22 protein-coding genes and 1 rRNA gene are annotated in these 18,728 nt (G+C 63.8%); 15 read left to right on the top strand and 8 right to left on the bottom strand.

What is annotated here, in order from left to right; translation table 11 throughout:
* Window positions 1–40: 40 nt before the first annotated feature.
* On the bottom strand, window positions 41–1,354 hold the full coding sequence (locus Q0964_RS13255) for a hypothetical protein (RefSeq protein ID WP_299268417.1): 1,314 nt from the start codon (window positions 1,352–1,354) through the stop codon (window positions 41–43).
* 296 nt (window positions 1,355–1,650) lie between these two features.
* Here Q0964_RS13255 and Q0964_RS13250 point away from each other — a divergent pair, with 296 nt between their 5' ends.
* From Q0964_RS13250 to Q0964_RS13230, 5 genes are all read left to right on the top strand, one after another.
* The gene (locus Q0964_RS13250; protein WP_299268414.1) at window positions 1,651–2,046 is read left to right on the top strand and encodes a YlbF/YmcA family competence regulator; all 396 of its coding nucleotides are present in this window, start codon (window positions 1,651–1,653) and stop codon (window positions 2,044–2,046) included.
* 93 nt (window positions 2,047–2,139) lie between these two features.
* Window positions 2,140–2,970: an MBL fold metallo-hydrolase gene (locus Q0964_RS13245; RefSeq protein WP_299268412.1), complete on the top strand. Its 831-nt coding sequence runs from the start codon at window positions 2,140–2,142 to the stop codon at window positions 2,968–2,970.
* A 111-nt stretch (window positions 2,971–3,081) separates the two neighbouring features.
* Window positions 3,082–4,341, top strand: coding sequence for a hypothetical protein (locus Q0964_RS13240; RefSeq protein WP_299268410.1), 1,260 nt, complete (start codon window positions 3,082–3,084; stop codon window positions 4,339–4,341).
* Window positions 4,342–4,383: 42 nt separating this feature from the next.
* Complete coding sequence (locus Q0964_RS13235) at window positions 4,384–5,283, top strand: phosphoribosyltransferase HisG-related protein (RefSeq protein WP_299268408.1); 900 nt, start codon at window positions 4,384–4,386, stop codon at window positions 5,281–5,283.
* A gap of 440 nt (window positions 5,284–5,723) precedes the next feature.
* On the top strand, window positions 5,724–6,029 hold the full coding sequence (locus tag Q0964_RS13230) for a universal stress protein (RefSeq protein WP_299268406.1): 306 nt from the start codon (window positions 5,724–5,726) through the stop codon (window positions 6,027–6,029).
* A 71-nt stretch (window positions 6,030–6,100) separates the two neighbouring features.
* On the opposite strand, the gene Q0964_RS13225 is transcribed toward Q0964_RS13230, so the two are convergent.
* From Q0964_RS13225 to Q0964_RS13215, 3 genes are all read right to left on the bottom strand, one after another.
* The gene (locus tag Q0964_RS13225; RefSeq protein ID WP_299268405.1) at window positions 6,101–6,505 is read right to left on the bottom strand and encodes a helix-turn-helix domain-containing protein; all 405 of its coding nucleotides are present in this window, start codon (window positions 6,503–6,505) and stop codon (window positions 6,101–6,103) included.
* Window positions 6,506–6,607: 102 nt separating this feature from the next.
* The gene (locus Q0964_RS13220) at window positions 6,608–7,207 is read right to left on the bottom strand and encodes a DsrE/DsrF/DrsH-like family protein (protein ID WP_299268404.1); all 600 of its coding nucleotides are present in this window, start codon (window positions 7,205–7,207) and stop codon (window positions 6,608–6,610) included.
* Window positions 7,204–7,461, bottom strand: coding sequence for a sulfurtransferase TusA family protein (locus Q0964_RS13215; protein WP_299268403.1), 258 nt, complete (start codon window positions 7,459–7,461; stop codon window positions 7,204–7,206). The genes Q0964_RS13220 and Q0964_RS13215 overlap by 4 nt, the downstream gene beginning before the upstream one ends.
* A 246-nt stretch (window positions 7,462–7,707) precedes the next feature.
* Between Q0964_RS13215 and Q0964_RS13210 the strand changes: the two genes are divergently transcribed.
* The 4 genes from Q0964_RS13210 to Q0964_RS13195 all read left to right on the top strand — a co-directional run bounded on the left by Q0964_RS13210 (window position 7,708) and on the right by Q0964_RS13195 (window position 10,924).
* Complete coding sequence (locus tag Q0964_RS13210; RefSeq protein WP_299268401.1) at window positions 7,708–8,181, top strand: YeeE/YedE family protein; 474 nt, start codon at window positions 7,708–7,710, stop codon at window positions 8,179–8,181.
* Window positions 8,178–8,636, top strand: a complete 459-nt coding sequence (locus Q0964_RS13205; protein WP_299268399.1) for a DUF6691 family protein — start codon at window positions 8,178–8,180, stop codon at window positions 8,634–8,636. Before Q0964_RS13210 ends, Q0964_RS13205 begins: the two co-directional genes overlap by 4 nt.
* Window positions 8,637–8,851: 215 nt before the next feature.
* Window positions 8,852–10,045, top strand: a complete 1,194-nt coding sequence (locus Q0964_RS13200; protein ID WP_299268397.1) for an MBL fold metallo-hydrolase — start codon at window positions 8,852–8,854, stop codon at window positions 10,043–10,045.
* A gap of 102 nt (window positions 10,046–10,147) precedes the next feature.
* Window positions 10,148–10,924 carry a DUF2270 domain-containing protein gene (locus Q0964_RS13195; protein WP_299268394.1) on the top strand — a complete coding sequence of 259 codons (777 nt, stop codon included), beginning with the start codon at window positions 10,148–10,150 and terminating at the stop codon, window positions 10,922–10,924.
* A 90-nt stretch (window positions 10,925–11,014) separates the two neighbouring features.
* On the opposite strand, the gene Q0964_RS13190 is transcribed toward Q0964_RS13195, so the two are convergent.
* Entirely contained in the window at window positions 11,015–11,404 is a 390-nt protein-coding gene (locus Q0964_RS13190) for a winged helix-turn-helix domain-containing protein (RefSeq protein WP_299268392.1), read from the bottom strand.
* A gap of 94 nt (window positions 11,405–11,498) precedes the next feature.
* Complete coding sequence (locus Q0964_RS13185) at window positions 11,499–12,107, bottom strand: helix-turn-helix domain-containing protein (protein ID WP_299268389.1); 609 nt, start codon at window positions 12,105–12,107, stop codon at window positions 11,499–11,501.
* Window positions 12,108–12,357: 250 nt separating this feature from the next.
* Here Q0964_RS13185 and Q0964_RS13180 point away from each other — a divergent pair, with 250 nt between their 5' ends.
* The 6 genes from Q0964_RS13180 to Q0964_RS13155 all read left to right on the top strand — a co-directional run bounded on the left by Q0964_RS13180 (window position 12,358) and on the right by Q0964_RS13155 (window position 18,007).
* Entirely contained in the window at window positions 12,358–12,510 is a 153-nt protein-coding gene (locus Q0964_RS13180; protein WP_299268385.1) for a DUF7560 family zinc ribbon protein, read from the top strand.
* Between the two features lie 529 nt (window positions 12,511–13,039).
* Window positions 13,040–13,423 carry a DUF5805 domain-containing protein gene (locus Q0964_RS13175; protein ID WP_299268382.1) on the top strand — a complete coding sequence of 128 codons (384 nt, stop codon included), beginning with the start codon at window positions 13,040–13,042 and terminating at the stop codon, window positions 13,421–13,423.
* On the top strand, window positions 13,420–14,457 hold the full coding sequence (locus Q0964_RS13170) for a tyrosine-type recombinase/integrase (protein ID WP_299268379.1): 1,038 nt from the start codon (window positions 13,420–13,422) through the stop codon (window positions 14,455–14,457). Before Q0964_RS13175 ends, Q0964_RS13170 begins: the two co-directional genes overlap by 4 nt.
* A gap of 262 nt (window positions 14,458–14,719) precedes the next feature.
* A complete protein-coding gene (locus Q0964_RS13165; RefSeq protein ID WP_299268376.1) occupies window positions 14,720–15,826 on the top strand; it encodes a DUF7537 family lipoprotein in 1,107 nt (368 codons plus the stop codon).
* Between the two features lie 145 nt (window positions 15,827–15,971).
* Window positions 15,972–17,744 (top strand): sensor histidine kinase, encoded by a 1,773-nt coding sequence (locus Q0964_RS13160; protein ID WP_299268373.1) that lies wholly within the window; start codon window positions 15,972–15,974, stop codon window positions 17,742–17,744.
* Between the two features lie 35 nt (window positions 17,745–17,779).
* On the top strand, window positions 17,780–18,007 hold the full coding sequence (locus Q0964_RS13155; RefSeq protein ID WP_299268370.1) for a HalOD1 output domain-containing protein: 228 nt from the start codon (window positions 17,780–17,782) through the stop codon (window positions 18,005–18,007).
* 256 nt (window positions 18,008–18,263) lie between these two features.
* Here the strand turns inward: Q0964_RS13155 and Q0964_RS13150 are convergent, their stop codons facing one another.
* Window positions 18,264–18,437: a hypothetical protein gene (locus tag Q0964_RS13150; RefSeq protein WP_299268367.1), complete on the bottom strand. Its 174-nt coding sequence runs from the start codon at window positions 18,435–18,437 to the stop codon at window positions 18,264–18,266.
* Window positions 18,438–18,646: 209 nt separating this feature from the next.
* A 5S ribosomal RNA gene (rrf, locus tag Q0964_RS18575) occupies window positions 18,647–18,728 on the bottom strand; the annotation flags it as partial.

Raw genomic sequence — 18,728 nt, 5'->3', positions numbered from 1 at the left:
GCGTAAAACGCCGACGCTTTCCGGACCACCGACGGCGCTCTCAGACCGGCCGGCCCGGTCGGTCGTCGGAGTCCTCGCGGTCGGCGAGACGGTCGAGGTACCGGTACAGCGGGACCGAACCGAAGCCGCTCAGCAACACCGAGAGCCCGAGGAACACCGCGCCTGGCCCCGCATCGGCCAGCAGTGCCCACAGCGAACCGAGCAGTCCCCCCTGCCCGGGGTCACCGGGATAGAATCCCGCGACCGGCGCAGTCCCGTCGACGTACCGGTCGAGCCAGCCGTCCATCCGGTGGCCCGCGACGGCGGTGACGGCGTCAGTGAAATCCTCGTAGGAAACCGGCCCGTCGTGAGCGTTCAGCCGCCGAAACACGTCCTCCAGGGACCGCTCGCCGTCCGTCGAGAGTTCGATCTTCCGGTCGACGAGCGCGAGCACACGCGCCCCCTTCGTGTACGGAACGTGCGGGTCGTCCCAGGACGCCGGACTGGTCAGGGCCGCCTGCTTGGGGTCCCCACCGAGATGGGCCCGCATCGCCGCTTCACTGGTCCGTCCCTGTTCGGAGGCCAACCGCGCGGCGTAGTACTCGGCGCTCGCCTCGCGGAACCACCGCATGTCGTCGGCGAGAACGAACGCCTGTCTGGTGTGAACGTACTCGTGGAGCCAGACGCTGTTGGGGTCGTCGAGCCGCGAATCGGCGTGTATCCACGCCTCGTCGTGTATCGGGAACGACTCGCCGCCGCGGCGGGCCGGTTCTCCCAGCGCGAACAACAGAACGTCGTCGTCGCGGTCGCCGACGTCTAGCCGCTGGGCGGCGTCACTGAGAGCCTCGGCGAGCGCGTCCTCTTTGGGGCCGAGTTGCGTTCCGAGCGGCCTGACGATGCGGACCCGTCCGCCGGCGGCGGCGACGGTGACGCTGCGCTGGTCACCGACAAGCGCGTACCGCATACCCGTCGTGACCCGCGTCGGGTCGCCCTGCACGTCGCCGAGGAGACGACGACGGTCGACCCGCTCACCCGTCTTCGCCCACCGGAGGTCGACCAGCGGCACCCGACCGAGGAGCCACGTCTCGGCCGCGAAGAACTCGCCGCCATCGGTCGGGTCGTCGGTCGCCGTAACCGTGGTTCGGACCCGGACGGTCGCCTCCTCTCTCTCGCCGGTCGTCTGCAGCCAGGTCCGTCCGTCGCGCTCGGTAGCCGTCATGCCGTCAGCTGTGACGACCGTCGCGTCCCGGCCGACGACGAGCTTGACACGCTCGTACGCCGACAGTTCGGTGAGCGAAAGCTCGTACCGGAGCACGTCGGTGCCCGCGAGCCGTTCGACGTTCGTCGTGACCGTCGGTCCGTCGTCGACCGTCACGTTCGCAGCTTCGCCTGCGGGTACCGCGACCGCACCCGCGGTCGCGACGGACGATAACGCAGTACCCAGTAATAAAAATAAGACTGCGGGGCGCATAGATATTGCATCAGTCATCGAGTGTCTTCTCCTGCTTAGCTTTGCCGTCCTCCCGGTAAATCAGTAGCTCTTAAAATATCAGTACTGATATTTAATTTTGCGACTCCGTCGGAGCGAGGGGTGGGGCAGCCTCGGCGCGTGAGAAGAGATAGCGGGTCGGTTCGGCAGGTTGAAGCCGATGAGGAACGTATAGGTAATCGATGAGTATCGAAACGGAATCCGGCGAGTCCGATACGTCCACAGTCGACCAGCTCAGTCGCGACCTCGGCGAGGCCATCGGTGACCTGCCGGCCTACCAGCGCTTCGAGGAGGCCAAGGAAGCCGTCGAGGACGACGAGGAAGCGCAGGAGAAGATACAGGAGTTCGAGCAGTTCCGGGAGGAGTTCATGCTCGCGCGCCAGACTGGCGACGCGACCCAGGAGGACCTCCGTGAGCTACAGGCCAAGCAGGAAGCGCTCCACGACATCCCCGTGATGGCCGAGTTCCTGCAGGCACAGAACGAACTCGAACTCCACCTCCAGGAAATCAACGAGACGATCTCCGAGCCCCTGCGGATCGACTTCGGCCAGAAGGCTGGCGGCTGTTGCGAAGACTGAGCCGACTGGACTGTCCGTTTTCTCGCCGACGTCGGGGCTCCGAGCGCCGCGTGTGTCGAAATCCTCTTTGGGCGGCCCGGCGGACCCACAGGCATGGTTCACAGCGACTGGGGCGACTGGCTGCCTGCGACCGTCGCCGACGCCGACCCCGACGGGGTGGCGATCTGGTATCTCGGCTGCAACGGGTTCGTCCTGAAGGCCGACGACGGGACGACGCTTTTTGTCGATCCGTACCTCGGGACAGGGGACCCACCGCGGACGGTCCGGATGATTCCAATCCCCTTCGACCCGACCGACGTGCGTGCGGCCGATGCCGTCCTCGCGACGCACGAACACTCCGACCACGTCCACGGCCCGAGCCAGGCGCCCGTTCTCGCGGAGACCGGCGCCGACTACATCGGCCCGGACGACTCGCTGGGCGTTGCCGAGTCGGCGGGTTGGACCGACGACTGGGACGTTGACGACGGGCAGTTTCGGGAGGCAGCCGAAGGGGGCACATTCGAGATCGGTAGCCTCCGGATACACGTCGAGGCGGCGAACGACCCGGATGCGACCCACCCCGTGTCGTACGTCTTCGAACACGACGCTGGAACCTTCTTTCACGGCGGCGACGCCCGCCCTGGCGAGTCGTTCGTGGCGGTCGGCGAAGCCTACGACATCGACCTCGGTGTGCTCGCGTTCGGCTCGGACGGCCAGATTTTGGACAAACAGACCCGCGAGCAAAAGTACACCAAGTGGTACAACGACGAGAACGAAATCGTCGAGGCCGCCCGCCAGCTCGAACTGGACCGGCTCCTCCCGACACACTGGGACATGTGGAAGGGGCTGACCGCGGACCCGACCGCGCTGCACGACCACGTCCGGACCCATGCCTACCCACAGCGCCTCGAGATAGTCGAGATGGGCGACCGTGTGACTCTGTAATCCCTCGTTACTGCAAGCCCCGGAACCGGACCGGAGAGCGATTGTGAGTGGCTACCACGCCCGGAGAAACGGTACGTAGCTTTAATACCATTGGTAACTCGAACTGTATGCATGAGCGAATCGCAAAATTATGAGGAGGTGACCGTCACCTCGAACGGGGTCACCGTAATCAAGACGTTCGAGGCCGATGCGTTTCCTGTCCCCGCGATTGCGTTTCGGATTAACTCGGACAGGACCGAATCGGTGACGGTCAGGCTCGTCGACGATGTGCCGGAGAACGTCGCTGTGGAGGATCTGGGGTTCCATCCGGAGTACGGAAGCGAGTACTGGACCATCGAAGACGACGAAATAACCTTCGAGCGCGATGTCGAGGCCGAAGAGCAGTACACGACTGTCTACGGGATTCGGGCGACGGGGACGGACAACGTCGAACAGTTTCTCACCGAACCCGAAATCGCCGAAGTCGACCCGCCGCTGGAGGGTGAAGACGGCGTCGTCGGTGGGAGTGGCAGCGACGTGGTTCGCGACGTCATCTCGGGCAACGCGGACTCCGTTCCGGGCCTCGAAGACGAGCCGGAAGACGAGGACATCGGGACGCTTGACCTGACCGACCCCAACGCCGAACAGGTCCAGGCCGACCCGGACACGGTTGACCTCGTCGACGACGGGGAAGACGGGGACGAGGAAGCCGGAGAGGCAGAACAGGCGGCCGAAGACGACGGAGCGGCGGTCGAACAGGAGGCGGACGAACCCGAGGCGGAGACCGAGCAGGAAGCGGAGGGACCGGCCGCGGCCGAACCGGAGAGCGGTTCGCTCGACATCGAGAGCGTCGCGTCGGCGCTGGCGACGGAGATCGAGGACGACGAGGTCGACGACGACGACCTCGAAGTGCTCCGTTCCGAACTCGAGGTCCAGCGCAGCGGTGGGACCGATGGGGCCGTCGAGGCTCGCATCGAGAAGCTCCAGACCGACGTCAGCGAACTCGACGCGTACGTCGACGCCCTCGAAGAGTTCCTCGAAGAGAACGGCACCGGACAGGACCTCATCGAGGGACTGCAGGACGACGTGTCGACCCTCGAAAACCAGCTCGGCGGCTTGGAAGACGATATCGACGACAACGCCGAGCAGGTGTCCTCGCTCGAAGACAGCGTCGAGGGGATCCAGAGCGACCTGCAGTCGCTCAAGGGCGACGTCAAGGACGTCGACGACGACATCGACGCAATCCAGGGGTCCATCGACACTCTCGAGGACGACCTCGACGACATCGACGAGGTCGACGACCGCGTCGACGACATCGAAGCCAATATCCAGGACCTCCAGGAGTGGCGCGAACAGCTCAGCAACGTGCTGGGCGCGGCCGACAGCGATTAGAAACCGGACAGGTTTTACTCTCGGCTCGCAACCCCTCCGACAATGACTACTGCCCGCGTCGCCGTTCCGCGCAAGGGACGGCCGCTGGAGGCCGTTCTGGAACGGCTCGCAGCCCGGACCGGCTCGACCGCCCTCGCCGACGACGTCATCTCGACGCTCCAGTACGAGAAAGCGCTCACCAAGAACAACCAGACCACAGAGCGCGACGTGTACGACCGACTGGCGACCTACTCGGATACCGGCGACCGGACGGCACCGGAATACACGCTCCTGCGGGACGACCGTGCCGGTATGCCCCGGCGGATCGTCTTCGACAGTCTCACGCTCGAACTCGACGGCTACGACCTCCAGCTCGTCGGCCGCGAGGAACCGTTCCGCGCGCTTCGAACCCACGAGTTTGCGCTCGGGTTCGACAGTGCCGACCTGGTGCTCGAGGAGGTGGTGGGACTGGACTCTGCTCCTCTGAGAGGTCTGGACGAGGTCAACGACCGGATCGACCCCCGCGATACCGACGTACGCGTCGTCTCCGGGCTCGGTGACACCGTCTGGCACACACTGCTCGCGACACCGGAGACGCGCCGGCGGTTCGATGCGGACCTCGACCGTTCGTTCGTCGCTGCTTACGAGGGAGAGATGTGCATCTCGCCGCGGTACGAGCGTCTGGTCGAGGCCGTCCTCGGGACCGACGCTATCGAGGGCATTGAGTTCACGTATCCACAGGATGAAGTCGTCGAAGAGGCGGCCATCGCGGACACTGGACTCGGCGTGTACCTGACGGTCACCGGGTCGACCGCGCACGACTACGGACTGGAACTGGGCGCGCGGTTGTTCCCGAGCGAGACCGTGTTACTCGAAAACGCAGCGGAGACGACGGACGCGACCCAGCGGACGACCGACCTGTTCGTGGGTGCAGACCTGGAGACGAAACTCGCGAGCACCTGACCGCAGGTTCGGGACTCGTCGCAGCCATCTGTCGGTCTAAGAGCGATAGCCGAGCACACGACATCGACGACCAGCACCGCGAGAGAGTATCGCCCCCGACGCTACAGACGGGCTGGAACGGCGGTGGATGTGTAATCGAGAGGGCCCGTGCCTCGCCGACACCGGTCGCGCCGGCAGCGACCCGCGGAAGAGACAGATCGTGAGAACGGGATATGGGCGACAGAGACGTCAACCTGACTGAGACTGTTTTCTATAGCGGCTTACGGTTTATCAGTCGCCTCTGTGACGCCGTCTCGGAATCGATTTACTCGGATTCGAGTACCTGTTTCTGTCAGCCTGGCCAACTTGGCCCGGTTGCGGGGTCGGCGTCCACCGGGGACTGTCGCCGTTAGCCGGGAACCGCACCCGCGATTTTGTACCAGCGAGGGGTAGCCTGAACGATGTACGAGCGGAGCCTCATACAGACGGACGGGAGCGACCACGCCGTTCGGGCGGCCGAACACGCGGTCGCGCTCTCACGTGTGTTCGACGCGACGGTCCGGGTAGTCGGTGTCGCGGGCATACAGGGTGCAGCGGGGCCGTTCGACGCTGGTGGTGTCGACGACGCGTTCGTCGACGAACTGAAACCACGGGCAAGCGAGTCGATACGGACGACAGAGACCGTCACCGGCCGCCGAGTGGCGACGGCGGTTCTGGAGGGAAAACCTGCGGACGCTATGGTGCCCAATATCAAAGACACAGTCTAGGATGGAAGCCTCCGCGAGGGGCCAGTGTCGAGAGGGCCTACCAGTCGGTCAGTCGGCCGCTGCGCGCCTGATCACGTCTCCGAAGGCGCGGTTGGAGCCGTCTCGTCCTCGTACTTCGTGCGGAACTCCTGAATAAGCTGGCCGATTTGGGCGTACCAGTCGTTCAACAGTCGCTGCATGTCGTCGGTCACCTCTTCGGGGTCGGCGGGATAGTAGACGTGGTAGTACCCGCCCTGGTCGTAGTTGATCTGCTCTTTCCGGACGAGGCCGGTCTGGAGGAGGCGCTGAATCGACCGGTAGGCCGTCGAGCGCTCGCGTTCGACCTGCTCTGCGACCTCGTCGACGGTCAACCGCTCCTCGCTCGTCGCGAGCGTCTCGAAACACTCCCTGTCCAGGTCCTTGAGCCCGTGAAGACACTCCAGGAGCCCCTCACACTCCATGTCCTGGCGCAACATTTCCACCATCGAATTTGGCATGTGTACACGTAATCGGTGTGACGCTAAAAGAGTTATGTATGTTTCATACAACACTCCGCAGGGCCTGTAGACGGTGCCACCACCGGGAAACAAGCGTGTCGGTTAGACGAGAAGCTGGATGTCGGCGTCGGCCATCTGTTCTAGCGCTGTCGCGGCACCGACGCCCACGGTGACGTCGTCGTAGAAGTCGTCTTCGTCGTAGTCCATCAGGTCGACGGTCATCTGACAGGCCTGCATCTCGACACCCATGTCGAAACAGACGTCCAGCAGCTCTTGAACGCTGGCGGTCTCGTTGTCGGCAATACGCTTTCGCATTAGCCTCGTCGTCACACGATCCATGCCCGGCAGCGAGGCGATGGCGTTTGGGACAGGCGTGTTCGGGTTTCCGACGGAACTCATCTGGAGGTCCGTGGAGTGGTCCTCGTGGAGGATGTCCAGCCCCCAGAACGTGTGGAAGACGGTCACGTCCCAGCCGAAGGCGGCGGCCGTGGACGCGAGAATCAGCGGAGGGTACGCCATGTCCAGCGTGCCCTTGGTCGCGACGACGACCATCGACCTCCCCTCGTCGCCGACCTCCGTCTCGGCGGCCGTCAGCCGGTCTTCGAGTTCGTCGACGCGTGTGCGCAACTCGGCGAGTTCGGCCGCATCGACCTCCGGTTCCGGACCGTCGGCCTCGGCGGTCTCGTCCGTTTCTGTGCTCATTCCTCCACCTGCACGTAGTGTACGTAGACGCTCTCACCGTCTTCCACACGCTCGTCCTGGTCGAGCAGGGCGACACCGCTGGTCCCGTTGGCCCAGCCGTCGAGGTCGCTCGTACTCCCGGAGTCGGTCGCGAGAACTTCCAATACGTCGCCACCGCCGAGGTCGTCGACCGCCTGTTTCGTCTTCACGACCGGCATCGGGCAGGAGAGTCCTTTCACGTTTAGCGTCTCGGTGACGTCTGCTTCGTAGCTCATGTTGTGTTCTCAGGGTACAATACTACCCCTGGCTTAATAATTGTGTCGACTGCGGGCACTACTACCATGTCAAAAAAGTACGAAGCAGTCGATTCGGCGCAAAATTGGGGCTTCGGAGCCAGATAGTATTGTATAGTATGCGGATCTCTATGCAAATCCTTTTGCCCGAGCAGGCGGTATGGACAGGCGAGATATGCCCAGAAGTCGACCTCGTACGGCAGTCCGTTCGGTCGGGGTGACCCGCCGATGATCGGTGTCGAACTGTTCCCCAACGGCATCGCGCGGTACCTGATCGGCGGTCTGTTCATCGGCGGCGGGATAGCGTCGATCTACCTCGCGACCGGTATCATCGCGGGCGCGAGCACGTTCCTCGAATCGACTCTCTCGTACGTCTCGAACGTCCCGCGGTTCAACAGGCTTCGGTACGTGGGTTCGCGGGACTGGCGCATTGTGTTCACTGCCGGTATCGTCCTCGGTGCCGGCGTCTACGCCGTCGTGTGGCAGGGCGGTGCCTGGACGACCGAGGTCCAGTGGTGGCGACTGCTCGCCGGTGGCGTCCTGGTCGGTGTCGGCACCCGTCTCGGCAAAGGGTGTACGTCCGGCCACGGCGTCTGTGGCGTCGGGTCCCTCTCACAGACCTCCATCGTGAACGTCGCTACGTTCATATCGGTCGCCATCGGCACTGCACAACTGGTGCAGGCTCTCGGGGTGTCACCGTGACCGACCGGCGTCCGGGCTTTCACCTGGTTATCCTCGTCGGCGGTCTGATATTCGGCTTCGGACTCGCCTACAGCCACATGGCCCGTCCCGAGGTCGTCCTCGACTTCCTCCAGTTCGACGACCTCGGCCTGTTGTTCGTCATGGGCGGAGCGGCCGCCGTCACCGGTGTCGTTTTTACCGTCGCGACGGGTGTCCTCGACAGCGCCCCCCTGACCGGCGTGGAGTACGTCCGCCGGGTGAAATCCTTCGACCGTAACGTCGTCGTCGGCGGTGTCGTGTTCGGGACTGGTTGGGGGCTCTCCGGTATCTGCCCCGGTGCCGCCTACGCCAGTGTCGGTATCGGTAACTGGCCGATCCTCTGGGCCGTCGCCGGGATGTTCATCGGCGCCTACGCACAGGGCCGACTGCGCTCGCGGATAACCGGTTCCAGTGCCGGCCCCACCGCGGCCGACTGACCCCGCTGTCTTCTACATTCCCGTCACCGTGCGCGGTCGCCTCCCACCGACCCCTGTGTCGTCCTGAGTTGCGGCAAATTCACAACAGCAAATCGTACGCCACAGAGAGTTAACCGTCGGTAGTCGTCGAAACTGACACGGTCGGAGTTAGAATACTTTGTATTGTGCAATTTTCACAAGTCATATGGGCGTCGGTCGCGTACCGACGAGTGTACATGAACCCAGACGATTTTCCGACGCCTGCTGTCGCGGTCGACGAGGTCGAACCGGCAGAACTCAAGCGACGGATCGACGGCGGCGAGGCGGTCACGATTCTCGACGCCAGGATGGAACACGACTTCGAGGAGTGGCACATCGACGGCGAGTCCGTCGAAGTCGCGAACGTGCCGTACTTTCAGTTCCTCGACGAGGAGGTGAATGCAGACCTTCTCCAGCGCGTGCCCGACGGTGACCCGCTGGTGGTCCTGTGTGCGAAAGGCGGCGCGAGCGAGTACGTCGCCGGTCGACTGGCCGAGGCGGGTCGCAACGTGGTCCATCTGGGAGATGGGATGAACGGCTGGGCGCGACTCTACGAGCGCGCGGTTGTCTCGCGTTACGACGGTCCAGGCGACCTCTACCAGTACCAGCGGCCCTCCAGTGGCTGTCTCGGCTACCTGCTCGTCTCCGACGGCGAGGCGGCCGTCGTGGACCCGCTGCGGGCGTTCACGGACCGCTATCTCGACGACGCAGCCGCCCTCGGCGCCGATCTGACCTACGCCTTCGACACGCACGTCCACGCCGACCACGTCAGCGGCGTGCGCGAACTCGACGAGCGTGGCGTCACCGGCGTTGTCCCCGAGGCGACCCGTCAGCGAAACGTGACGTACATCGACGACGTCGAAACCGCCGCCGACGGCGACACCTTCGACGTTGGCGCGGCCGCCGCCGAGACGGTCCACACGCCCGGCCACACCAGCGGCATGACGTCTTACCTGCTCGGCGAGAGTCTGCTCGCGACCGGTGACGGTCTGTTCGTCGAGAGCGTCGCTCGCCCGGACCTCGAGGAAGGCGACGAGGGTGCGGCCGACGCCGCACGCCAGCTTCACGAGACCCTCCAGACGAAGGTGTTGTCGTTCGAGGACGGGGTGCTGGTCGGTGGTGCACACTTCAGCGATGCGGCCGAACCTGCAGAGGACGGCAGCTTTACCGCCCCCATCGGTGAAATCGAGTCCGAGATGGACGCACTCGGGACGGACGAAGACGAGTTCGTCGACCTGGTCCTCTCCGATATGCCACCGCGACCGGCCAACTACGAAGAAATAATTGCGACGAACCTCGGCCACCAGACGGCCGACGATCAGGAGGCCTTCGAACTCGAACTCGGGCCCAACAACTGCGCGGCCAGTCAGGATGCTCTTACTGGCGACTAACCCGACAGTCGAATCGACACATACCTTCCCGTGTCGCGGCTGCGGTACCGACAGCGATGGACAGCATTCGTCGGTCGACGTCGTGGCTCCCGGAGGGTCGATATGAGCGGCGGTGAATCTCTGTCCGGCGACGACCCGGCCGAAGTGGGGGCGGACCGCGGTCCCGACCCCGGAGACGAACCGGACCACGACACGCCGGGCCGTGCCGAACCGCTCGACGCCCGCGTCGGCGAGGGACTGCTGGACCACGAGATGGGGCCGAGCGGCGCTATGGCGCACCTCTACCGGGGCGAAATTCATCGGATGAAACTGTGGCGCGAGCGGTTGGACAAGACGACCAACTGGGCCGTGTTGCTGATTGCTGCCGTGTTGACCTGGGCGTTCTCCAGCGAAGCCAATCCACACTACGTGATTCTCGTCGGACACGCCGCGGTCGTGATGTTTTTGTTCATCGAGGCACGGCGTTACCGGGCCTACGACGTCTGGCGCTCCCGCGTGCGGAAACTGCAGGAACACGTCTGGGCCGTCGGCCTCGACCCGGAAATCGACCTCAGGGAGACCGAGTGGCGCGAAAAGCTGGCCACGGACTACCGGTCCCCACGGCTGAAGATTTCGACCGAGGAAGCCATCGCCCACCGGCTCCGGCGGGTCTACATCCCGATTTTCACCGTCCTGAACGGCGCGTGGCTGCTGCGGGTGACGGCTTTCGCAGGCACGGACTGGCCCGCGAGCGCGGCAGTCGGCACGATTCCCGGTACCGTCGTCACCGGAATCGCCGGGGTACTGTACGTCGTCGCGCTCGTGGTCTGCTACCGGCCACGGACGTGGCACACCCGCGGGGAACTCCTCGCCGAGGAACTCAGAGAGAACGGGGACTAACGGAGGAACGCACCGACGACGCGACGGGTCCGCCGGTGCCGGCCCGTGCGGTGTCGTATCTCGAGACGCCCCTGGGCCATCGTGCAGTCGTTACCGGCCGTGGGTAGGTCGGCCGCGCTGACTGACGGCCAGGCCCATCTCGCCGCTGGCACCGAGCGACACGACGATATCTTCCACGCAGCGGACGTACTCATTACTCTGTTTCCCCGTCGTGCAGAGCCGCGTCCGTTCTTCGACCAGCCCTGCGTCCGTCAGTAGTTCGAGCCTGCGGTATGCTGTGGAGAGCGGCAGGTCGCAGGCGTCGGAGACTTCGTTCGCGGAAAGGGCGTCCCCACTGGTCGCGTCCAGAATAGCGCGGCAGTCGCTGTCGCCGAGCGCATCGAGGACGTTTTGGACATCTTCGGCCCCCTCGACGCAGGTCACGTCGGAGGTTTCGTCGCCGAAATTCACGGTCGAAACGGCAGACGGTGACTGGCCCATATCTCACACGACAACGTCAGGGGTCAGGAACGGACAGCCCCAGCATCGGGGGGTGGTTATAATCGGGCGGGAGACGTTCGTCCGCCGGCCGCGGTCAGAGTAGCTCCCCGAGCAGCTTCCGTTCGGCCGCAGAGAGGTGTTCCCGTAGTGTCGAGGGGCTGATGCCGAGCTCGTCGGCGACCTCGGTCGCGTTGGCCAGTCGCGGGTTCTCGAAGTAGCCCACATCGTAAGCTTTCTGTAGCACTTCCAGCTGGCGGTCGGTGAGTTTCTTCCGGTCGACCAGCACCGAGTCACGTGTGGTGTCGCCGCCCGGAGCCCGGGCGAACCGCTTGATCTCGACCCCCGGAAACAGGCCGCGGAGTTCGTTCACGACGGTCTGAAGCTCGTCGTAGTCGGCCGCGTGGAACACGACTGTCAGGCGGCCCTCTCGGGCAACGTACCGGGTGACGGGACAGCCGAACTGCCCGAGACACTCACAGGGACAGCTGACGCCACCGTCGTGGACGAATCGATACCACCTTGTCGACCCGTGGGAGAACACCGGCGTGAGGTTAGCTTCTGGCTCGGACGTGGCGTCGGTTGCGAACTCCGTAGTACACTGTGTGTCCGCGGACGGGCGGACGCTCGTCCGTACCGAGTCGACCCTAGCGAGAACCGTGTCGGTCCCGTCGTCCGACAACGATGTCTGTTGATCCGGAGCCATTTGCTCGCACCTCACAATACAGCGGTGTCCAGTTACTACCTGCCCGTCACACGCGGTGAGACGGCCGGTCGAACCGTCCGCGACCGGCGACGAGACCACCGTCGGCGTCGCGCCAACTCGACGGCCGACACGACCGCCCCCTCTGAGGACGTCACGCGTCGGCCCGTTCACCGCGCAGCATCGATGCGATTCCCGCCTGGCTGGAAACGGAGGGCTTGATGTATTCCCCGGCTTCATACATCTGGTACGGATGGTCGAGAACGGGGGCGCGGAGTACCGATTCGCCTGCGAGGAGTGTGGCGAATCGCTCCAGGTCAACAACGCGATGCGGGAGACCCTCGTCGAGAACGGCTGTGTGATCTGTAGTGCGTCCGTGACCACCGCCGAGTTCTCGCCCGAGTGATTCGCGTCGCAACAGGACGCTCCGTGCTGATTATACTTCGACGGTCTGTCTCCCCTCCACTGCCATCTTAGTTATCGCCACATGCGGTTTACACGACAGACCTGAAACGGAATCGTCGACGCTCTCGAAACCGGACCAGCAGTCCCGCCTCTGTGGTCCGGCGCCGGGCCGGGCAGTCGGCCGCGATTACTGAGCGAAGAATCCGTGCTAGGTGTCCGGCCGTTTTTCTCTCCACTTCTAGTGTTCGGTAGCCGTATTCGGGCGACTGGCTGTAGCACCAGCATCGAGGTGTCGACCCTTGGGGTCAGCACGTGATGTGCCACTTCGATTCGTCGAACCGGCGTTTCACGCTTTTCTCCATCGTCGAGCGAGTATTTTGATACGTGGGGACACGTGGGTCCTGTTTGGGTATCAGTAGTACAAATAATAAGTATATTGCCGTGCGAAGGGGGTATCATTCGCGCAAATAAGAAGGCTTATTCGCAGTAGTGGGAACAAGCTTTAGTCACCGGCGCTCGACCAGCCGAACATGTCCGCTGACGACGATGTCGACACGTCCCGAACCAGCGTGCGGACGTACGTCCCGGCGTACCAGAAAGCAGAGTGGCAGCGACAGGCCGACCGCCTGGATATGAGCCTCAGTGAGTTCGTCCGCTCGATGGTACAGGCCGGCCGACGGGGCTTCGAGAGCGAGACGGATAGTGGTGACCCGGAGCAATCGCTGACCGGTGACGGGCCGGACTTGGAGGCACAGATCGTCGCGGAACTACGTGAGCGCGACTGTCTCTCTTGGGACGCTCTCGTGACCGCCGTGACCGACGACATCGAGTCCGAACTGGAACAGACGCTCCAGGAGAGTTCGCGCGTTCAGCACAGCCCCCGGCAGGGCGGCTACGTTCTGGAGGACGCATGAGCCAGACACAGACCGCCGAGACGCCGGACGATCCAGTGGCGTACTTCCTCCAGGACATCGAATTTCAGGGAAAATCAGCTCGCACGCGCGACTCGTACGAGCGGGTTCTTCGGGAGTTCGGAACATATCTCGGTGCGAACGGTATAGCTGGCCTCGACGACGCGTCCTATCGGAACTGTATGTCCTGGATTCACACGCTTCGCGAGTCCCACGCTGAGAGTTCCATCGCGACGTACGCGTCATACCTCCACCGGTTTTACTCCTACATGGTGCAGGTCGGTGTCTTCGACGCAAATCCGATGACTGTCGTGATCGAGGAGATGGACGAGTCGATCCACACGGACCCGACTAGACGGGACCTCTCCGTCGAGGAGATGCGCGGGTTCGTGGAGACGGTCCAGCACCCGCTGGCCGATGCCGTCGTGACGACGCTTCTCAAGACCGGGATGCGGTCCGGTGAACTGTGCAATCTCGACGTTCGTGACCTGAATCTGGCAGGCGTGGACCTGTCGAACGCCGGACTCGACGAGGTTCGACCCCAACTGCAGGGCCGCCCGGACTCGGTCTACGTCGACGACACGCCCGCACGCGGCGAACGAATTAACGGCGAACAACGCGGCGCCTCGAACAAGCGTAAGCGCGCGACGGTCGTCCCCATCGACGCGGAGCTGAAAGCGACGCTTGAGCGATGGCTCGCCGTCCGCCCGAACCCGGTGTCACCGGCCGACCCCGTGTTCGTGAGCACGAGCCGTAACTGGGGCGAGCGGGTCACCGTCGACGCCGTCCACCACATCGTGGCCACGAACGCGAAACGAATGGGCTGGTACCGAACTGGTGGTGGTGCCGACGAGAACGTTACCCCCCACTACTTCCGGCATTTCTTCACGACACATCTTCGTGACCGGACCGGCGACCGTGGCATCGTCAAATATCTCCGGGGCGACGTGGCCTCGGACGTGATCGACACCTACACCCACAACTGGGGGAGTCGCGTCCGGGAAACCTACGAGACCCACATCTACTCGCTGTCCTGAGCGGCCGGTTCCGGCCGACATGACAGGTTTTCGTAACTAGAGCCGGAGGGTGCAGTGCCGAGCGACGAGCGCGTAAACCGTATGCCGCTATGCACAAACCCGACCGCTGGTAGTCGAGTGACCGCACGGAACGACCTCGATACAGCCCTGCTCGTATCGAACAGTATGCGAGGAGTTCATCCCGGCAGGCGTGGCGACGAGTCACACAAAGGGGCGTTTGACCTTACTCAACCGCTTTGATATTGCGGGACAGTGTTCGAGTGTGGAACGACATACAGTCCTCCTGGCGCTCGTCCCAGTACTCCTGACAGCGGGTTGTATGGGTATTCTGGGCGGGGAGACGGAACCGTCCGATTCGACGACCGCATCGGCAGACCGGATACCCGGCGTCACGAACGGGACGCTCTCGAACGCTTCGGCGCTCGTCGAGGCGAACCGCAACGCCGTGACGACTGACGGTGCCATCCTCCATGTCAACGAGTCCTCGGCGGAGATGGACATCGACGCACGCCTCGCCGTCGGGGCTGGCTTCTCGACGTACAGCCTCTCGGCCTCCGGGACCATCGGTGACGGGCAATACACGACGATCGACCAGTGGAGCAACGAGACCACACAGTTCGTCCGCACGTCGGCAGATGAGGAGACGAACTACCGGGTCCTCGACGGGCCCGAGAAGCGACTCACCAGTCTCTCCGAAATCTACGGATTCCTCTCGACGGGCGAATTCGAGGTTACCAATCAGACGACCGATGACGGGCTGATCGTCCTGACTGCTGATAACGCATCGAACGCGGACACGTCGACGCCCGCTCCCGAGCGGTTCGACGGCCGTCTCGTAGTCGACGAGTCCGGGCAGATTCACAGCCTGTCGGTCACACTCACGCGAGGCGGTGAGCAGGTCTCGCACAATTACACGTTGGCCCAGGCCGGTGTCGAGCGCGTCCCCAAGCCGGCCTGGACGGCCAACGTCCCCCCGGGTGCGACCGTACAGGCCCAGCTTTCCGTCGACGTAAAAAACGGCTCGTATCTCGCCCTCACGCACACCGGGGGCGATGTCGTTCCGGGTGCGACGACAGTGCGAGTCGAGTCCAACGGAACGACCGACACGGTGAGTCTGGACAGTTCACTCACGGCAGGCGACACACGCTACCTCTACGTCGACGCCTCGTCGGCGGAACTCCAGGTGAGCACTGACCGGCCCGAGCAGGGACTCATCTCGCCCGTCACGAGTCCGGTGTCAGTCCGGGTCGCCACCGACGGCGATGCTGTCCTTCACAGTAGCAGCATCGGCTGGGAATCCGAGAGTGCCTCTGTCAGTGCGACTGACAGTTCCGGCGGGTCCACGCGCTCAGGCGATACTACAGCGTGACCGGTACTGACGCATACTCGGCAACTGGCCAACTCCGGGCGCGATTTGTGCCATCATACGTGCGGTCCTCGGGGTCGATCCGTCACCGACTCACGTACGATAACTGAGGGTCGTTTGAAATGGGGTCGGTGCGAACCACACGCAAATGGCGGTGTTCAGCGTCGGGCTGATGTCGGTGTACCTCGGCGTGGTGGTCGTAGCTGTCCTGACCCAGGCCGTCGTCGGCTACTGGGTGTACACCAGGCACTGGGACCGCGACGGGTCGCGCTGGTTCCTGATCATGGTCGGGACCGGTGTCCTCTTCGGGCTGCCGACAGTCCTGTTTCTCCTGCCCATCGGAGCGACGTACAGGCAGGCGGCGTACGTCCTGGGAGCGTTCGCCGCGGTCCCGAACGTCGGCGCGTTCGTGGTCTTCGTCTCGAAGTACACTAGGAACGACCTCCACCGGCGACGGTGGGTCCAGGGGCTGTTCGGCGTCAGCATCGTCGCGTACCTGCTGCTCGCGCCGACGAACGGAACGCATCACCTCCTGTTCGCTGATTTCACGATGCTAGCCGAGCCGTTTCCCTATCTCGCCGTCGAACGCGGCCCGGTGTTCGCCGCGATCGTCCTGCTCATCCAGGTCCCGGCCGGCTACGCCGTCTACCTGATGGCGACGCACCTGCTGGCGACCCGCCGACGTTCCGGCCTGCAACTGGCACTGTTCATCGCCGGTGCGCTGTCGGTAATGACCCTCGATGCGCTCAGCCTGTACACGAACCTGTTCCCGCTCGAATTCAGCCACGCCTCACTCGGGCAGTTTCCGTTTTACTTGCTGATGACCGTCTCGCTGTACCGGTTCGACCTCCTGAACGTGAAACCCGTCGCCAGGAACACCATCGTCGAGAATCTCAGAGACCCAGTGATCGTCCTGGACGACCGACAGCGCGTGGTCGACTACAACGGCGCCGCGACCCACGTCTGGCCCGAGATCGGCGACGAGCTGCCGGCCGACTTCGAGTCCGCCTGCCCGGCGCTGGCCGACGTCACCACCGTCCCGCCGACCGAGACGGACGCGACCGAGGAGCTCTCGCTTCCGTACGACGGGCAGGGTCGCCACTACTCTGTTACCGTCTCTGCGGTCTCGGAGGGCGACGACGCGGGGACAGGCTGGTGTTCCATCCTCCTGCGGGACATCACCGAACTCCAGCAGTCGCGCTGGCAACTCGAGAAACAGAACGAACGGCTGGATCAAGTCGCCTCGACGATCTCCCACGACCTGCGCAACCCGATCACGGTGGCCGAGAGTCGACTCGAACTTATGAACGTACACGTCGAGCGCGGCACCGTCGACGACGAGACCGAAGCGAAACTCAACGAGGACGTGTCCGAAGTCACGAACGCCACCGGCCGCATGCAGGACATCATTAATGACATTCTGACGATCGCCCGCGAGGGCAAAACCGTCGACGAGACGGAGCCGGTGTCCCTCTCCGAAGCCGCGAACGGGGCCTGGGAAAACGTGGACACGCGAGCGGCCACGCTGACCGTCACCGACGACCGGGTGTTCCAGGCCGACCACAGCAAACTCCTGACCATCTTCGAGAACCTGTTCCGCAACGCACTCGACCACGGGCCCGAGGACGTGTCCGTTACGGTCGCTTCGACCGACGACGGCTTCACCGTTCGGGACGACGGTCCGGGCGTTCCCGAGACACACCGGGACGCCATCTTCGAGTACGGGTACACCACGAGTGCGGACGGAACCGGCCTCGGTCTCTCGATCGTGAAGACGATGTCCGAGTCACACGGCTGGACCGTCGCCCACGACGACGGGTACGACGGAGGAACGCGGTTCGTCTTCAGTGACGTGAAACGGCGCGACGGTCGGACCGGTCAGGGAAATCCCGAACCGGTAGCTGGGTCCGGCGGTGACTGACCCGGCCCGAGGACGGGACGATACCTACAGCGTGTATGGGAAATACAACCGAGTTCTACTACGAACCGGACGAGGCCGAACCGCTAAGCACAGCAGTCGTAAGCGCGGTTGCAGAGGCACACGACGAGAAACTGATCGATCAAAAGTGGACCGTCAGTGAGGATATCAACGCAGACGCACTCGACGGACTGTTTCAGCAAACCAATCTCGAGACGACTCCAGTTCGAGGCGGATTCGACGACGGCGACGGTCATCGCCGATAGAGGCGGAGACCCGATGATCAAAATCGAGTCACATCGATAGGTCTCCACGCACACTGAGCATCGGGTTCGTCCCTGACGGTCTCAGAAATCGCCCGCCTGCTGAACCGTTCACCCCTGTCAGATTCGGTTCTGTTTCCGGAACACCGAGCCGTACGACAGTTTCGGCGTGAGCGTCGACTGTCGCGTCGTTTCCACACGCTGATACGTCCACCCCAATCGGTTCGTTGTCGTCCGGGCGGGCCGGGGCTCTCCTGGCTCACGTGGCTGGTCTGCTGTCGGCCATCGCCGTCTTCCCCTTCCTCTTGCCACGGCTCTGGGTCACCTTCGTCGACCGCTCCTTTCGCTTACCGTTCCCGGAGAAGGTGACTCCGAGGACCGCCGGAAAGAACACGACGACGACTCCGACCACACCGGGGATGGTGGCGATCACGGCGGTCGCGAGCCACTCCTGGCGCGACGTGACTCACGGTGACGACTCTGCTGACGGGCTGTTTTCCGTCGTGAAACGATTGAGAACGGTGTGTTCTCGTATTCCAACGTGCCGACCGTTCGAAACGGTGGACACCCCAGCGGGAGCTGGTGACGTTCGAAATAACTCGACCCGCAGACGGCCGATACCGTCTGCGGGTCGAGGATGAGTGGAGGCGGCGAACCGGGTCTCCCAGAGGCTCGCGCACTCAAGTAGGCCCCGGAACGCTGGCGGGCTTAACTTCCGTGTTCG

Origin of the sequence: Halorientalis sp. (assembly GCF_028275115.1) — an archaeon.
Lineage (GTDB): Archaea > Halobacteriota > Halobacteria > Halobacteriales > Haloarculaceae > Halorientalis.
Note: the sequence above shows the minus strand (reverse complement) of the source record. Positions and strands in the feature narration are given on the sequence as shown.

Bases quoted from the DNA above. Each gene is read 5' to 3' on its own strand.
- Q0964_RS13245 (WP_299268412.1), top strand. From the start codon at position 2,140: ATGGTTCACAGCGACTGGGGCGACTGGCTGCCTGCGACCGTCGCCGAC.
- Q0964_RS13225 (WP_299268405.1), bottom strand. From the start codon at position 6,505: ATGCCAAATTCGATGGTGGAAATGTTGCGCCAGGACATGGAGTGTGAG.
- Q0964_RS13190 (WP_299268392.1), bottom strand. From the start codon at position 11,404: ATGGGCCAGTCACCGTCTGCCGTTTCGACCGTGAATTTCGGCGACGAA.
- Q0964_RS13230 (WP_299268406.1), top strand. From the start codon at position 5,724: ATGTACGAGCGGAGCCTCATACAGACGGACGGGAGCGACCACGCCGTT.
- Q0964_RS13235 (WP_299268408.1), top strand. From the start codon at position 4,384: ATGACTACTGCCCGCGTCGCCGTTCCGCGCAAGGGACGGCCGCTGGAG.
- Q0964_RS13215 (WP_299268403.1), bottom strand. From the start codon at position 7,461: ATGAGCTACGAAGCAGACGTCACCGAGACGCTAAACGTGAAAGGACTC.
- Q0964_RS13155 (WP_299268370.1), top strand. From the start codon at position 17,780: ATGGGAAATACAACCGAGTTCTACTACGAACCGGACGAGGCCGAACCG.
- Q0964_RS13160 (WP_299268373.1), top strand. From the start codon at position 15,972: ATGGCGGTGTTCAGCGTCGGGCTGATGTCGGTGTACCTCGGCGTGGTG.
- Q0964_RS13170 (WP_299268379.1), top strand. From the start codon at position 13,420: ATGAGCCAGACACAGACCGCCGAGACGCCGGACGATCCAGTGGCGTAC.
- Q0964_RS13210 (WP_299268401.1), top strand. From the start codon at position 7,708: ATGATCGGTGTCGAACTGTTCCCCAACGGCATCGCGCGGTACCTGATC.
- Q0964_RS13240 (WP_299268410.1), top strand. From the start codon at position 3,082: ATGAGCGAATCGCAAAATTATGAGGAGGTGACCGTCACCTCGAACGGG.
- Q0964_RS13250 (WP_299268414.1), top strand. From the start codon at position 1,651: ATGAGTATCGAAACGGAATCCGGCGAGTCCGATACGTCCACAGTCGAC.
- Q0964_RS13175 (WP_299268382.1), top strand. From the start codon at position 13,040: ATGTCCGCTGACGACGATGTCGACACGTCCCGAACCAGCGTGCGGACG.
- Q0964_RS13180 (WP_299268385.1), top strand. From the start codon at position 12,358: ATGGTCGAGAACGGGGGCGCGGAGTACCGATTCGCCTGCGAGGAGTGT.
- Q0964_RS13185 (WP_299268389.1), bottom strand. From the start codon at position 12,107: ATGGCTCCGGATCAACAGACATCGTTGTCGGACGACGGGACCGACACG.
- Q0964_RS13220 (WP_299268404.1), bottom strand. From the start codon at position 7,207: ATGAGCACAGAAACGGACGAGACCGCCGAGGCCGACGGTCCGGAACCG.
- Q0964_RS13200 (WP_299268397.1), top strand. From the start codon at position 8,852: ATGAACCCAGACGATTTTCCGACGCCTGCTGTCGCGGTCGACGAGGTC.
- Q0964_RS13195 (WP_299268394.1), top strand. From the start codon at position 10,148: ATGAGCGGCGGTGAATCTCTGTCCGGCGACGACCCGGCCGAAGTGGGG.